This is a genomic window from Poriferisphaera corsica (assembly GCF_007747445.1).
In the GTDB taxonomy this organism is placed as follows: Bacteria; Planctomycetota; Phycisphaerae; order Phycisphaerales; family Phycisphaeraceae; genus Poriferisphaera; species Poriferisphaera corsica.
Genome location: NZ_CP036425.1, coordinates 2907966 through 2922920 on the forward strand (window position 1 = coordinate 2907966; position 14955 = coordinate 2922920).

11 protein-coding genes are annotated in these 14955 nt (G+C 50.6%); 4 read left to right on the forward strand and 7 right to left on the reverse strand.

What is annotated here, in order from left to right; translation table 11 throughout:
* Nucleotides 1–241: 241 nt before the first annotated feature.
* The gene (locus tag KS4_RS12010; RefSeq protein WP_200761208.1) at nt 242–1774 is read left to right on the forward strand and encodes a S8 family peptidase; all 1533 of its coding nucleotides are present in this window, start codon (nt 242–244) and stop codon (nt 1772–1774) included.
* Nucleotides 1775–2573: 799 nt separating this feature from the next.
* Here the strand turns inward: KS4_RS12010 and KS4_RS12015 are convergent.
* Together KS4_RS12015 and KS4_RS12020 are read right to left on the reverse strand one after the other, a co-directional pair.
* Nucleotides 2574–3923 carry a glycosyltransferase family 87 protein gene (locus tag KS4_RS12015; RefSeq protein ID WP_145078330.1) on the reverse strand — a complete coding sequence of 450 codons (1350 nt, stop codon included), beginning with the start codon at nt 3921–3923 and terminating at the stop codon, nt 2574–2576.
* 149 nt (nt 3924–4072) lie between these two features.
* Nucleotides 4073–5326, reverse strand: a complete 1254-nt coding sequence (locus KS4_RS12020) for a cofactor-independent phosphoglycerate mutase (RefSeq protein ID WP_200761209.1) — start codon at nt 5324–5326, stop codon at nt 4073–4075.
* 126 nt (nt 5327–5452) lie between these two features.
* On the opposite strand from KS4_RS12020, the gene KS4_RS12025 reads away from it, so the two are divergent.
* Nucleotides 5453–6643 carry a hypothetical protein gene (locus KS4_RS12025; RefSeq protein WP_200761210.1) on the forward strand — a complete coding sequence of 397 codons (1191 nt, stop codon included), beginning with the start codon at nt 5453–5455 and terminating at the stop codon, nt 6641–6643.
* A 362-nt stretch (nt 6644–7005) separates the two neighbouring features.
* Here the strand turns inward: KS4_RS12025 and KS4_RS12030 are convergent, their stop codons facing one another.
* The 3 genes from KS4_RS12030 to KS4_RS12040 are packed head-to-tail and all read right to left on the reverse strand — an operon-like array spanning nt 7006 to nt 10121.
* Nucleotides 7006–8031, reverse strand: coding sequence for an MlaD family protein (locus KS4_RS12030; protein ID WP_145078336.1), 1026 nt, complete (start codon nt 8029–8031; stop codon nt 7006–7008).
* 53 nt (nt 8032–8084) lie between these two features.
* Entirely contained in the window at nt 8085–9005 is a 921-nt protein-coding gene (locus KS4_RS12035; RefSeq protein WP_200761211.1) for an ABC transporter ATP-binding protein, read from the reverse strand.
* Between the two features lie 3 nt (nt 9006–9008).
* Complete coding sequence (locus KS4_RS12040) at nt 9009–10121, reverse strand: DegT/DnrJ/EryC1/StrS family aminotransferase (protein WP_145078339.1); 1113 nt, start codon at nt 10119–10121, stop codon at nt 9009–9011.
* A gap of 379 nt (nt 10122–10500) precedes the next feature.
* On the opposite strand from KS4_RS12040, the gene KS4_RS12045 reads away from it, so the two are divergent.
* Complete coding sequence (locus tag KS4_RS12045) at nt 10501–11397, forward strand: zinc ribbon domain-containing protein (RefSeq protein WP_145078342.1); 897 nt, start codon at nt 10501–10503, stop codon at nt 11395–11397.
* An 81-nt stretch (nt 11398–11478) separates the two neighbouring features.
* On the forward strand, nt 11479–12360 hold the full coding sequence (locus KS4_RS12050) for a hypothetical protein (RefSeq protein WP_145078345.1): 882 nt from the start codon (nt 11479–11481) through the stop codon (nt 12358–12360).
* A 145-nt stretch (nt 12361–12505) separates the two neighbouring features.
* On the opposite strand, the gene KS4_RS12055 is transcribed toward KS4_RS12050, so the two are convergent.
* The gene (locus KS4_RS12055; RefSeq protein WP_234698801.1) at nt 12506–13753 is read right to left on the reverse strand and encodes an aldo/keto reductase; all 1248 of its coding nucleotides are present in this window, start codon (nt 13751–13753) and stop codon (nt 12506–12508) included.
* A gap of 123 nt (nt 13754–13876) precedes the next feature.
* A complete protein-coding gene (locus KS4_RS12060; RefSeq protein WP_145078348.1) occupies nt 13877–14923 on the reverse strand; it encodes a zinc-binding dehydrogenase in 1047 nt (348 codons plus the stop codon).
* Nucleotides 14924–14955: the final 32 nt, after the last annotated feature.

Sequence of the window (14955 nt, forward strand, 5' to 3'; positions counted from 1 at the left end):
CAACACGATCCAAGCCCCAAACCTTCCCAAGTTGATCGGCGGTATGACGTACCAATTCGAATTCGATCAATCTGATATCCGCAGCATTCCAGATACATTTCGTTTTTGACTGCGCACTTTTCCAATCAAAGCTAATCGTGCACGATTGAACCATGGCAATATAACATTACAATGCTGAACATTAATTAACGATGTATTCGCTTATATGCGACCCGATTCATGCTATTTACCGAGGGCAAAAATGAAATCAGCAGCTACCATTCATATGGCCACTATCCTTGTAGGCCTCACGATATCTCCTTCACTACTCGCACTCGATCAATCCATCGAACACATCCGAGGTGACCAGTCACGCCAACTTCTAGGTGACGGCACCGGCGTCGTCGTCGGCGTCATCGACTCCGGCATCGACTACACGCACCCCGCGTTCACCAACCTCACCACCGATGGCAAATCAAAAAAATACGCCGCAAAAAACTTTGTTCCATACGAAAGCTCCACCAACGACGTCGCAGGTCACGGCACCGCCGTCGCATCCATCATCGCCTCAAACGACCCAAACCACATCGGACTCGCACCCGATGCTCAACTCCTTAACGCACGCGTTCTCAACAACAACAACGGATTCAACAACGGCCAATGGGTCGGCAACGGCATCGCATACGCCGTCAACAACAACGCCGACATCCTCAACCTCTCTCTAAACTACGCCTCCCCCAACAGCAACGGCAACAACATGCTCGACCTCATGCTCGACTGGGCGGCCTACGAACGCAACACACAAGTCGTCTCCATCGCCGGCAACATCCAGAGCAGCTACACCCAAGTACGAAGCCCCGGATCAATCTACAACGGCTTCGTCGTCGGCAGAACCACCGCCGACTTCTCCCAAGTACACAGCAACTCTGCCAACGCCTACACACAAGATGGACGCATGAAACCCGATCTCGTCGCACCCGGCACCAACATCACCATCGCCAACGATGACCACGAATATCAAAACGATTACCACTACAACTCGGCCTACGGCACCAGCTTCGCCGCACCTCACGTCGCTGGACTTCTCGCACAACAACTCGAATTCGGACGCGCCAACAACCTCTCCACCTCAAACATGGTCACCAAAGTCACCATGATGAACGCAACCCTCCACATCAACGACAAAACCGGCAACCTCCAAAAACCCGCCACCGCCTTCACCCAAGGCGGCGTCTACACCGTCACCAAACCACTCTCCGTCGACGCAGGCGCAGGGCAAGTCGACGGCATCAACCTCTACAACCAATACGCACCCGGTGAATTCGGCCCCGGCTCCGTCAATAGCATCGGATGGGATCTCAACGAAACAGGCGTCGCAAACAACAGCCACGTCGAATACATCATCAACGCACCACTCGAACTTGATTCCGAACTCGCCGTCACACTCAATTGGCTCCGCAAAGTCACACGCACCGACAACGGCAACAGCATCGTCGATATCAACGACACCTACACCTACTACGACCTCAACAACCTCGATCTCCAAATCCTCAAAGACGGCAACATCATCGCTCAATCAATCAGCATCCGTGACAACATCGAACAACTCCGCATCAATATCGATGATGAAAACGCCCAATACTCACTTCGCGTATTCGGTAAATCCGTCGGCCACACACCCGAATCATTTGCTATCGCCTGGTCCGCTGTCGCAATCCCCGAGCCCGCAACACTCACCCTTCTACTCGCACTCTCCCTCACCGCAACAGCACGTAAAAACCGAAAGAACTGCTAACTAAGCAAAGCTTCGCATTTGTGCGCACAATCTGATCATCGATCATTTTGTGCGCACAAATGTTTTTCAATTTCTACCTCATTTCTCGCCATTCTTTGGCCTTTCTTCACCAAAGTAGAACCTTTTCCCTTCATTTCTGATCATTCTTCAAATAGACCCATTTCCCTTCTTTCAATCAATAGATCAACCTAACCCGTACACTCCGCACACTTTACCGCTTCATAAACTTCACCCCGCCGCGCTTTTGTGCGCACCCCCACATTCACGATTTCCCCTCTAGCAACGTTAAACCCACGATTTCCAACTTCCAATTTCAAATTTCCCATCGTTTTTCGCACACAAACGCGCATCCGTGCGCGCGTTCTATACCAATAAAACCCAACTCCCAGCATATTCCGCGCGCACAAAAGCAAATTCACCCATCAACACTCAATCATTTCTGATGCGGATGTTTCTTTATTTTCACTTAAATTCATTTGCATCTTCACCTGTCGAATTGGTTAATTCAAACAGTTCAACGAAAGGAGTCAAACGAAGATTAGTTAGCAAAAAACAAGTGTAAAAACCATTGAATCATAAAACAAAACACAACTGAAAGGCAGACCGCCATACCATAAGTAACTCAAAATGACGACCTAATCATTTCACAGTTTCTTACAAAGGAATCCATATTATCCAGAATTTTCCGTAGCGTAGAAAGATTGAAAGAGATAGATAGTTACTGAAAGGATCATTCTTATCGAACAAACAAAGTATTGTGACAGCCATCTAAATTTCTACTGACAAGCCCCTCGCTTACTCAATAAGCACGGGCTTGTTTCTTTTCTGACACATCGTTCTTATCAATTGATCGTGTTCCCATACGCAGGCCAATCGTAGCGATCAGAATGATGATCAAGTGGCCCCAAAGCATTTGTGAATGAATCGGCTCATAAAACGCAAATCGTCCACGATAAACGATCACGATCGGCAACCAATGGATGATCGGAGGCAATATGCACAATATACGGAACATATGACTGCCAGTATGAATAAAGTAATACGCACAGAGTGCCCAACTGGATGCGCTGATGATTGCGTAATGCTCCCAAAGTAGCGGCCGAAAAATCAGATGAAGGTTAAGCAATATGGTTGCGGCGCATGCGATCATCAGCGGCGAAGACCGAATTTTACTTCTATATTTGTAAATATAAGCCATCGTTACAAAAATGATAGCCCATTCAATCGCAGTGATGATGGTGAGAGCCGAAGAGGGGAGCGACGGCAATCCTGCCCATTTCTTAATTGTATTCACAACTGAATGATTCTGAATGATTGTCGCGGCTTCCATCAGTGTTGGCGTAATTTGCTTGAAAAATATGTGATAAGGTTCTGAACCGAGCATTGGATAAGTCGCGATGAGAATCAAAACAGTTACGATCCCGGAGATCAATATAAGACGAAAATGCTTTAATGGGATCGCGAGAAGGATAAAAGGTAATGACGTTGCTTTGGCAACACCTGCCAATGGAATGAGAATTGCGGCGGTGACCCGTCGATTCTGAAGATAAAGATAGAAGATTAATGTGATGAGACATGCGATTAAAAGTGAGACGTTGCCGACACGTACGCCACGTAGCATCAGAGGCGATGTGGCAAGGATGAAGCATAGAAGACCGGGTGCGAGTTGGTGAAGAGTACTTAGCCATCTGTTTTTGGGTGATGGATTATCACGACTAATAGATTGATAAATCATCGCGCTGTAATAGGCGGTCAGGAAAGCGGCAATACATAGAAGGATCTGAAATACAAACCTCGCAGATGGATATGAGAGGTATGCAAATGGTAACGCGAGTACGGCAACAGGCGGCGGGTAGATATAACGGTTGTTGTCTGCAACGTTGCGTTCGGCTGCCAATTTTTTGTATTGCGGGTTCATGTGTGAACCACGATAGAAACCGGCGTTGAGTTGCTTGTCATTGGGGATTGGAATGGGGTAGAGGTGCTGTGGTTGGTTTTGCTGAATCATGACAGCGCCCATGTAGAGTTGCGCAAAATCTTCCACCTTGGGCTTGGATATTGCATAAGGCAGGAGTAGGCCGAACATGTAGAGGGCGGCGATCATGAAGAATGAGGTGTTGATGCGTTTGGCTGTTTTTTGTGTGAACATACCGCAAGGCCCATTGAGAAGAAGATTCAGATGTGCATTTTAATGGGTGTCGGCAATTAGGGAAAGGTTGATGGGGTCAGAGATTGACGTCAATAAAAACCCCCAACCATTGCTTGGTTGGGGGTTTATGTTTGTCAGTTTTTAGTGCATCAAAGGCCAGATTGGAGGAAGAATTCCATGAGTTCGTGGCCGTGCTCGATGTGGAGATCGGAGGCTTCGGCGTTGGCCTCGCAATAGGTACGTTCGACGGCGCCCTTCATTTTGTGGCCTGCAATGAGGAATGGGACGGGGCGGGCGTGGTGCTTGCGGTTGTCAACGCGGGTGTAGTGGTCGGGGAGAAGGAGGATGCGGTAAGGTTCGCCGCGGTCTTCGAGTGCGTTGTGGATTGGGCCGACGATGTGCTGATCGATGGATTCGATGGCGGCGACTTTGGTTTTAGCGTCCGCGGCGTGAGAAGCTTCGTCGGGCGCTTCGACGTGAACACAGACAATGTCATAGGCATCGAGTGCGGCGATGGCGTGTGTGCCTGCTGCGGCGTAGTCGGTGTCGTGATAGGAGGTTTGGCCGGGGACGTCGAGACGGTCCCAACCGATGAAGGCTGAGATACCGGCGAGGAGGTCGACGGCTGTGATCATAGCGCCCTTGATGCCATATTTTTCGAGGAAGGTGGGCATTTGTGGTTTGGTGCCCTGCCCCCATGGCCAGAGATGTGTGGCGGGCGCGTCGCCGATCTCGCGGCGTGTCGCGTTGATCTCGTGATCGGCGAAGATGGTCTCTGAACGATGAATGATGTCACAGAGGACTTGGGCGGATTCGCCACCGACGGGAAGGTATTTCTTCATGGGTTCGCCGGGAACGTCATGAGGAGGTGTTGTGACGAGTTCGGAATAGTCACGCGAGCCTGAAGAATCGATGAGGATGTTTCGGTAGCTGACACCGGGATAGATTTTGACGCCGTCGAGTGAGAACTCTTTGGCGAAATCTGCGAGGAGCGTGCGTGCTTCATTGTCAGTGATGGCGCCGGCGGAGTGATCTTGCATGTTGCCATCGATGACGGTGACGAAATTGACTCGGAAAATCCAGTCGGTGTCTGAGAGGGGGATTCCGAGTGCGGCGGCTTCGAGTGGAGCGCGTCCAGTGTGGTATTCAGCGGGGTCGTAACCGAGGAGTGACATGGAGCAGACATCTGAGCCGCAGGGCATGCCTTGGGGTGTGGTGTTAGCGGTTCCGATACGTCCGGCTTTGGCGAGGGCGTCGGTGTTGGGGATATTGGCGGCTTGGAAAGCGGTCTTGCCATCGAAGTCTTCGAGGGGAAGGTCGGCGGCTCCGTCGGGGATGATGATGACGTACTTCATGTGTGAGATTGTAATGGAGAGAGGGAAATCGGGGAAGTCGATGGACATGGAAGGCTGAGATGAGACGATAAGTATGCTTGAAATTTTGTCAGATTCTGAACATAAAACGTGATTGTGCGGTAAACCCATCTCCGAGAAAAGTCACATACTCAATAGAGCTTGAAAGGAGATTTTATGTTTAATTCACGTATTGCAATCGCACTCACATGCTTGGTTTTACAGTTTGTAGGTGCAGCTCATTTAGTGGCTGATATAGATAAGACTGAGTATATGCCGAACCCAAATCTTGGTATCACGGGCATTCCGGCTGATCTGGAGCCAGAGTATAAGAAGGCTTTCAATCGATACACAGAGATCATCGCTGAGAATGGGAAACCGATAAGAATCTTTGCTCAAAACAGATTACGTAATGAACAGATTATTCGAAGCAGAAGTATTCTAGAACACTATCTAACCAATTTAGCTGACTCGAAGTTTGGTCATGATAAATCAAAAATAGGTAATGCGATGGCGAACAATCACGCACAATTGCTATTGCTTAATGGTGCAGATGGTGAGGGTAGAGAAGTCTATATTGATGGGCAACCGCTTTACGAAAATGAGATTCAGGTTGAGGGGCATCGCTGGTATATGAACCAATCTTATGATGATCACCGTGATGCTTCTTACGAAGAGATACTGCATTTGGTGCATGATACGGGGATTGGTGTCGATGGGATCAATTCATTGCCGGGGGAGGCGCCAATGTTTCAGAAAGCGATACGAAGCGCTCAAGTAGGTGCGATGAAAAACAGGCTGTGGGGTGTGTTGGATCGAGAATGGATCAATGAATTGCGGCGTGAAAATAGTTTAAGCCAAGAATATTTAGCGGCTGCTATTGATGCTTACTATGGCTTGTGGGGCGCATGGGATGAAGATCCAACGAAAAGTATGTGGGGGCTGTTTGATGTTCGTGATCGCGAAGCGATGAAAACGAAAGATGCACCGGGGTATGCGGCGATAACTGATTTTTTCCATCCATATTTCACTTATAACGCTCGAATAGATGAAAATTTCAAGGGTGTATTTTCATTACGATTCAATGGGATGCTTCCATACACCAACCATTCACGATATCTCAAGGATATTACGCTGCTAGGCAATCATGATATTGATGTTGTCGTTAATGAACTGGACAACTCTATCACTGGAAATGACGGCGTTAATACGGTTATTTTCAGTGGCTCATTTGAGGAATACATCATTACACAACAAACATCTGGACTCATCGTTAAGGATTTATTGCCCGCGAGAGATGGTGTAAATACGTTGTTTGATATTGAACAACTACAATTCTCGGATCAGAGGATCGACACTGAAAATTAAGCAATAATATCCAATATTTAATTTTAGGTCGGCTTACATTAAATCAACATTATTTTGCTAGTAGATCTCAGAATATATATTGAGATCTACTAGCTTTATAAGTTTTGTCCCACATAGTCGGATATGAAAGAAATTCGTTCGTTATATTTACGTTATTGGTAAAGAATTCTGTTAGCTTTCACGACGATGCTTAAGGAGCATGGGACGAGGAGAGCGGCAACGGCCAGTGCGGTTGGAGTGGGGACGGCAACGGCCGAAGGCTCAATGGTTTGAACAGTGTTGATACCTCAAATGATTTTAAAACATGAAAAAGCTGCAATGATTAGATCGCAGCTTTGTGGTGTTTTATTATGATTGCCTGTTTAGAGATTGAGTTCGATACCTTCGGTGTTCCACTTTTCGAAGAGGATTTGGAGTTCACGCATGGCGGCGCGGAGGCGTTCGGAAGCATCGTTCATGTTGTTGTAGAGTGCTGGATTGGCGAGGAGTTGGCCGACGGTGCCTTTGCCTTCTTTTGCTTCTTCGAGGGTATCCTGCAGTGTGTTGACGGTTTTTGAGAGGTCGTCTGCGAGAAGGATGTAGCGGTTTTTGAGTTGAGCGATGTCTGCTTTGACGTCGGTGACAGTCTGGTTGGCGTTGGCGGTGAGATCACGAGCGTTGGCGACGGTTTGGGTGAAGTTCTCGTGTATTTCTTTGTCGTTTACGTATGAATCGATGCCTGAGAGGACGGTCTTGAACTGCTTGAGACGTGAGTCGGCACGTTGGAGTACGGTTGCGAGATTACCGACAGCTTTACCGTCATCGACGTCTGTGAGAGATTCGAATTGTGAGAGTTTGCTTAGGTTTTGGCCGAGTTGATTCCATGTATCGGAGAGCTCGGTGATATGGTCGGCAACATTGGTGAACTTGTCGAGAGGCTCTTTGAGCATGGTGTTGAGTTGGCCGGTGAGCTGAGCGAATGGAGAAGACTCGGTGGCAATGATAACGGCGGAGCCATCGAGAGCAAGCATAGGTGTGTTGTCGGTGTAGTCTTCGAGTTTGGCGCGAGAGAAAGAGATAGAGCCCGAGCCAGAGAGGAGTGATTTGGGGATTGAAACTTCGATGCCTTCGGGTAGGTGATATTTGTCGTCGATTTTGCAGAGGATATCGACGCCGGTTCCTGGAGGAGGCTGAAGTGTGATCTTGCGAACTTTACCGATGGCGATGCCTTCAAGGTAGACGTTCGAGTCAACTGAGATGCCGGAGGCGGACGAGGCTTTGATTGTGAGGAGGTATCCGGGCTGTAGTATTTCCGGGAGCCAACCGAAAAGTAAGAGCAAGACCATGAGGCCAAGGACACCACCGAGTGCGGTGAATCCAACGGCAATATTTCTGAATCTATCTTTCATGGTTTGATCCTTGGAGGGTGGTGGTGTGATTTTGAGGGTGTCAGATAAAAGATCTAATCACTGGATTGATCTTCTTGTTTGTTATCGGGATGAGCGGCGGGGTTGCCATCTGTATCTTTATCGAATCCTGAGCGAATGGAATCAAGGTCTTGTTCGTCAGCAATTCCCTTAATAAAACGTTGAACGAGTTCGTTGTCGGATTTTCGGAACTGTTCTGGGGTTCCATCGCAGACGATTGAGCCGTTGTAGAGTAGAAGCATTCTGTCGGCGACTTTATTCGCAGACTGCATGTCGTGGGTGACAACGATGGAGGAAATACCGAGTTCTTTGTTGAGTGCGATAATGAGTTCGTTGATGACGTCTGCGCGGATGGGGTCGAGGCCGGTGGTGGGTTCGTCGTAGAGGATGAGTTCGGGTTCGAGAACGACGGCGCGAGCAAGGGCAACGCGTTTACGCTGTCCGCCTGAGAGTTGAGCGGGCATTTTCTGTTCGAGACCCGAGAGGCCGACTTGCTTGAGGACTTGCGCGACACGTGCATTTTGTTGCGGTTTGGTGAGGGTGGTGTGTTCAACGAGGGGAAATGCGATGTTCTGCCCGACGTTCATGGAGTCGAAGAGGGCGCCCATCTGGAAGAGGAAGCCAATCTTTTTGCGCATTTCGACGAGCTGTTGTTCGTTGGCGTGATCTACGCGGACATCGTTGAAGAAAACTTCGCCCTGATCGGGCCTGAGGAGGCCGACGATGTGCTTGAGCATGACGGACTTGCCGGTGCCTGATGGGCCGAGGATGACGGTGGTTTTGCCGCGTTCGAATTCGAGGTTGATTCGATGGAGAACGCGGAGTGGGCCGAAGCGTTTTGAGACGCCGTGAAGGCGCGCGACATGTGTATCACTGTTATGTGTGATAGCAGGTGGTTTGCTGAGGGGGTGTTGTGATCCCGCCCCTTGGTTGGGTGGTGTGGGGTTATCGGTCAAACGTTACTCCGAGAGGAAGAAGTCTTTGATGCAGGCGATGACTTCGTCCTGTTGTTGTCGGGTCAATTCGGGGTAAACGGGGAGGCTAAGCACTTCGGTGGCTGCTTGTTCTGAGTTCGGCACAGAGCCGGGGTTGTACTTGAGATATTCGAAGCAAGGTTCGGTATGGAGTGGGTATGGGTAGTAGACACGAGCGCCGATGCCGTTGGCGTTGAGGTGGTTGAGGAGTGCATCGCGGGCGCCGCCGTGGACACGGATGGTGTATTGATTGAAGACGTGCTTGCGGTACTCGTATTCATGAGGGGTAGCGACAGCGATGTCTTCCAGATGGCGGTTGTAGCGGTGCGCGTGCATGATGCGTTTATTGGTCCATGCGTCGAGCTGGTCGAGCTTGATGGAGAGGATGGCGGCTTGAATAGCATCGATGCGGAAGTTGCCACCGATGTTGATGTATTTGTATTCGCCGTCCATGCCGTGGTTGCGTAGTTGGCGGAGCTTTGCGGCGAGGTCGTCGTCATTAGTGACAATGGCGCCGGCGTCGCCCATGCATGAAAGATTTTTAGATGGGTAGAAGGAGAGGCAGCCGCAGTCACCAAGGGTGCAGGCCATTTTATCGGTGTACAAGGCGCCGATGGATTGGGCGGCGTCTTCGACGACTTTGAGGTTATGTTTTTTGGCGATGTCCATGATGGGGCCCATGTTGGCGGGGAGGCCGAAGAGATGGACGGGCATGATGGCTTTGGTTTTGTGAGTAATTGCGGCCTCGATGTTCTGATGCTCGAGGTTGAAAGTTTTGGGGTCGATGTCGATGAAGACAGGGACGGCGCCGAGGCGGGCGATGGAGCCAGCAGTGGCGAAGAATGTGAAGGGTGTGGTGATGACTTCGTCGCCGGGCTGGATGCCGAGAGCCATGAGCGAGAGGAGGAGTGCGTCGGTGCCAGAGGAGACGCCGATGGCGTGTTTGGCGTTGTGGTAGCTGGCGAGTTTTTGCTCAAACTCTTCGACGTACTGTCCGAGAATGAATTTGCCGGATCGCATGACTTCGAGAACTTTGTCGTCGATTTGAGGGCGAAGTGCGTCGTGCTGTTGGGAGAGGTCGAGCAGAGGTACTGGCATGATTGGCACCAAATGATTCATGTCGCCGGGGTGCATGTTTTGGGGGAGTGGCACCGGGGCTGGGGTTGATAAAGTCAGGGAGCGGGCGTCGTGGCGGTGCTCCGAGGAAAATGATACAGCAAAGGGGGATGGGTTGCTGGGCGATTGCGTAAAAAAATGGTTGTTTTTGGGGGTGTGAGGTCGGTTTTGCCTGAGAGGCATGGTGTGGATTGAGAGTGTATGGAGGTATTATCGGTTGGCTGGGGGTGTGGGGTATGAAAAAGCGTAAAGGAGGCTGTGTGGATAGAGAAGCGGGGTTACAATGGAGTGAATTATGAGGCAATGGATGCTTCATGGCGGGTGGACGCGCTGAATGCTTGAAGGATGAACAGGAAACGGTATGTACGATCTAAATATTCCGGACGATGAACGAGGGGATGTTCTGAGTGAGCGAAAGCAGGCGGCGCCGGCTCATGAGGGGAAGTGCCCGGCTTGTAATCAGAAAATCGGGGACGGAGCTGTGCTCTGTATCAAATGTGGTTTTAATCTTACTGAGGGGAAGCGGTTGGAAACCGCGGTGGTGGATGAGGCAGATGCGGAAGCTGCGAAGGACAAACAGAAACAAGAGAAAACAAATGTCGTGCGGCTGACGGAGGCGGATGCTCTGATTGAGAAGGGGAATCGGGCGGCACTGGCACAGGGACGGGATATTACGAAAAAGAAGGCGGGAGATGAGGCGATGAGAGTGGGGGCGGATGCGGAACACCGGATGAAGGAATATGTCATCCCGGGCGTGAGTATGGTGGTGATGCTGCTAATTTTGGGGGCGCTCACGCCAATTGGGTGGGATGCGAGCGGGACAGTGAACGCGATTTCGGATGCAACGGGTTGGGATTTGCCGGTGATGATGGGGTACGGTGTGGCGTACCTGTTGAAAGCTGTTTTTTGGGTGGGCTGGTATATCGCGTTATGGGTGGGGTTGATTGTTTTGAATGCACTTTTAAGCGTGGGTATTGGCTCGATTGGTTCTGCGATCATTAAGATTGGCGCATTAGCGAGTGGGGTGATGCTGATGAGTGCGGTGTATGGGAGTGTCATGCATTTGCTGACGGGTGGGTTAGCGGGAGCTGGTGGGATCGGGATGGTGGTCCATATAGCGTGTATTTTGAGTTTGTTTTACGTGTTGTGTTATCAGTTTTTTGAGATGGAGGGGAAGGAGCCGTTGTATTACTTCATCATATCGGTGGGATTGCCACTGATTGTGATTTCGCTGATTGGCATGTTTTTAGCTATGTAGCTGTGATGGTATGATGGTGAGTTGAATTGGGAGGAGACGAACGGGCAAAATTTAGGGCAATGTTTTCGGGATGAATTGGGCATGTATGATTTAAATGAATCGGGCGATGAACGTGCAGTCAAAAAGGAACGTGCGGTTAAGGTGCGTCGGAAGAGCAAGGCTTTGGTGTGTCCATCCTGTAATGCGGAGGTCGGAGCGAAGGCTGTGATCTGCTTGAATTGCGGGCTGAATCTGTCCAAAGGAAAGTTTGTACAAACGGCTGTCGATAAGGGAGTCGTTTCGACTGTCGCGAGAGATGGTGGCAAGCATAAACGAGCGGGGGAAGTTGTGCAGACACATATTCCGGTGGCGAGGAAGATTCGGGATGATGCGAAATTAGAGTTTAAACATGATTGGGCTGAGCCGGGGATTGTGATGGGCGTGAGCTTAGCATTGCTGTTCATCGCGATGATGGTGACAGGCGCGGAGGGGAGCGCGACAGTGTTTGCGAATGGGATGAGCCGATGGTTGGCAGGGCCGGTGATGACGGGCGAGCGAATCGTCTTAGCGCTGATTAGTGTGCCGATGATGTTTGTGGCATTGTCGGTATCGAACCTGATTTTCGGAGTATCGATGGGGAAGATGGCGGCGGTGCCGTTGAAGCTGATGTCGATGTCGTTGGCGGTGCTGGCAGTGGTGAGTGTGATTGATGGTGGGGTGTATGTGCTGACGAGCATTTTACCGGGAGTCGGGTCTTTACTCGCACTATTGGGCGTGTTTATTATTCCGATCGTGATCCTGATCGTGCTGACGGTTTTTACGGCTTTGGCAGATCATTATTTCGAGATGGATTATATTTCGAGCACTGTTTTTTACTTATTGGGTGTCGTGTTACCTGCGGTGGCGTTAATCGTAATTGCTGGACTGATTATTGGCGAAAAGATTACGGAGTATGACGTGCGTCTTGGTGGGATGTGGGGGTAAGAATAGTGATCGTGAGGGAAAAGATACCAGCTTGGGATGTGGATGTTTGTAGGTGAATTTAAGTTGGCTGTAAAACACCCCGCCACCGGCGGTGGCGGGCTTGTAGTAGTTGATATTGAATGTGTGGCTAGAAAGACGTTTTGACCTAGTCGGATTCGGAGAGGCGTTTGACTTCTTCGCCGGCGAGCAGGTCGATGGCTTCGTTGACCATATCGTAGATGACGGAAGCGTCGGGGTGATTGGGTAGTGCGGCAGTGAGTTGTTCGGGCGTGATTGAATCGAGAATTTCTTGGGGTTTACCGCCGGGGAACCAGTGACCAGCATTGCCGAGTAGGTTGAATCTCATTTTTGCGTAGTCGGTCAGGTTCCAGCCGAGTGTGAGGTTGCGTAGCCAGAGAATGACTTCGAGATTCAGGCCAAAGGTCTGATCGAGGTCTGGTAGGAATTGAGTATGGTATTCAGGGTTGCGACAGGCGGTATTGGTTTCGAGGGCATCGTAAAGGCGTTCGATGATGGATGGAATGAGGTCGTTGGATTTATCTAACAGTTTGATAGAGTCGACATGGATATCGTAATCCGTAGGCTTTGATGCGCCGCAAGAGAGGGTGTGTACTTCAGGTCGAGAGAGGCAGAAGAGGTTGTTGAAAGCCATGGGATGAAGTGGGCCGGTGAGGTTGGTGAAGGATGGGGGCGCGTTGTAGAGTTGACCGCCCTTATCGTTGGGCGAGATGATGAAAACGCCCATGTCGCGCTGAGTCGCTGCTTGGATGGCGGGCCAATTGCGTTGAAAGATGAAATACCAGTGGAGGTTGACGTAGTCGAAGCCGCCGTGTTGATCGTTGTGGTTAATGGCTTTGAGGATAATGTCGAGAGGGCCGTGTGTTGAAAAGCCGACGTGTTTGACGAGGCCTTTGGCTTGCAGGGTGCGAATTGCGTCGAGGCAACCACCGGGTCGGACGGATTGTTGTAGTGTTTGGTCGTCGTTGATGCCGTGGATTGAGAGAAGCTCGACGTGAGAGAGGTTGAGACGCTCGAGAGATTCGTCGAAGTGTTGTAAGAATTCAGCAGGGTCGTCGGTGGGGGCAAGTTTGGTTTGAACGATGAGTTCTTCTCGTGGGAGTTGTGGGAGGATGACGCCGAGTTGCCGTTCGGAGGGGCCGTATCCGCGTGCCGTTTCGATGTGGTTGATGCCGAGTTCGAGTGAACGAATGATGGTGTTGTTGAGGTTGGTCTGGCCTTCAGATGGTACATCAGAGAGCGGTTTGTCGGTCCATCCATCCTGGTAACGCATGCCTCCGGTTGAGAAGATGGGCATCATGATGTTTGTTTTGCCGAAGCGGCGGCGGATCATGCCTTTAGAATCGGTCAACTGATGGGATGCGGATGTGGGCATAGCGAACTCCGTGAATGTATAAGTTTGAGGTTGTATTGTAGCGTAGGTTGGCGTGCATGAGAAAAGCCGCTCATGGATAAAACGTGAGCGGCTTCAGAATTATTTCGAATGCTTTAATGCGTTCTATGGCACGATGACGAGCTTGCCGATGTGCTGGCCTTTGTGCATTTGGATGTGAGCGTTCTGAATATCTTCGAGTTTGTATTCTGCGTCAACGTGTTGCTTGTATGAACCGTCGGCGAAGCCATCGAGGATTTCATTACAGCCGCGTCTCCAGACGTCTTCGCCTGCGTACATGAGTTCGCCGAGCACCCAGCCGGTGATGGAGGCGAATTTACGGATGAGTGGTGTGACGTCGACGGTATCGGGAGCACCGAGGAGGCCGTAGACGTAGACGACACCGAACTGAGCGAGGCATTTAATTTCGGTGTTGAGGTATGAGCCTGATGCGACGGGGTCGAAGAAAACGTTGACGCCTTTACTTTCGGTGAGCTGGCGCATTTCTTTATGCCATGGGAGCATGGTGCGGTTGCCGTCAGTGTCCTTATCGTGTGTTAGAACGATGTGATCATAATGAGCGGTAGACATGTTTTTGAGTGTGTCGATTTTATCTTGTGAGGTGGTGAGGCCAATGGTTTTGCAGCCGAATTTTTTGGCGATTTGTGCGGCGGCGAGTGCGACGGATGATGAGGCAGCGGGGATGGCGATGATGTCGCCGGCTTTAATGCCATGCTTCCAAACAAGACAGCCCCAAGCGGTGAGGTATGGAAGCCAAAGTGCGCCGAGCTGGTTGTCGGGGATGGTATCGGGGGCCGGCAGGACTTTGGATTCTGGTACGCAGTAGTATTGCTTGTATGTGCCGCCGAAACCGCCAGCAGCTGCACGTGGGGCGTCGGGTGTGATGACAACGCGAGTACCTTCTGAGAGGGTGGTATTGGGGCCAGCCTTTTCGATGATGCCGCCGCCTTCGATGCCGGGGGTAAACGGAGGCTCGCCAGAGGCAATTTTGTAGAAGCCTTTACGAGCGAGGAGGTCGGCGTGGTTCATGCCGATGGAAGTGAGTTTCACGAGGACCTGGCCCTCGGCGGGTGTAGGGATTTCGGTGTCCTTGATGAGGAGGTTTTCAGGGCCACCGAACTGCTCGACAATGATTTGTTTTTGGGTACTCATGAAGGCATTTTAGCGGTGTGAGGGTGTGGTGT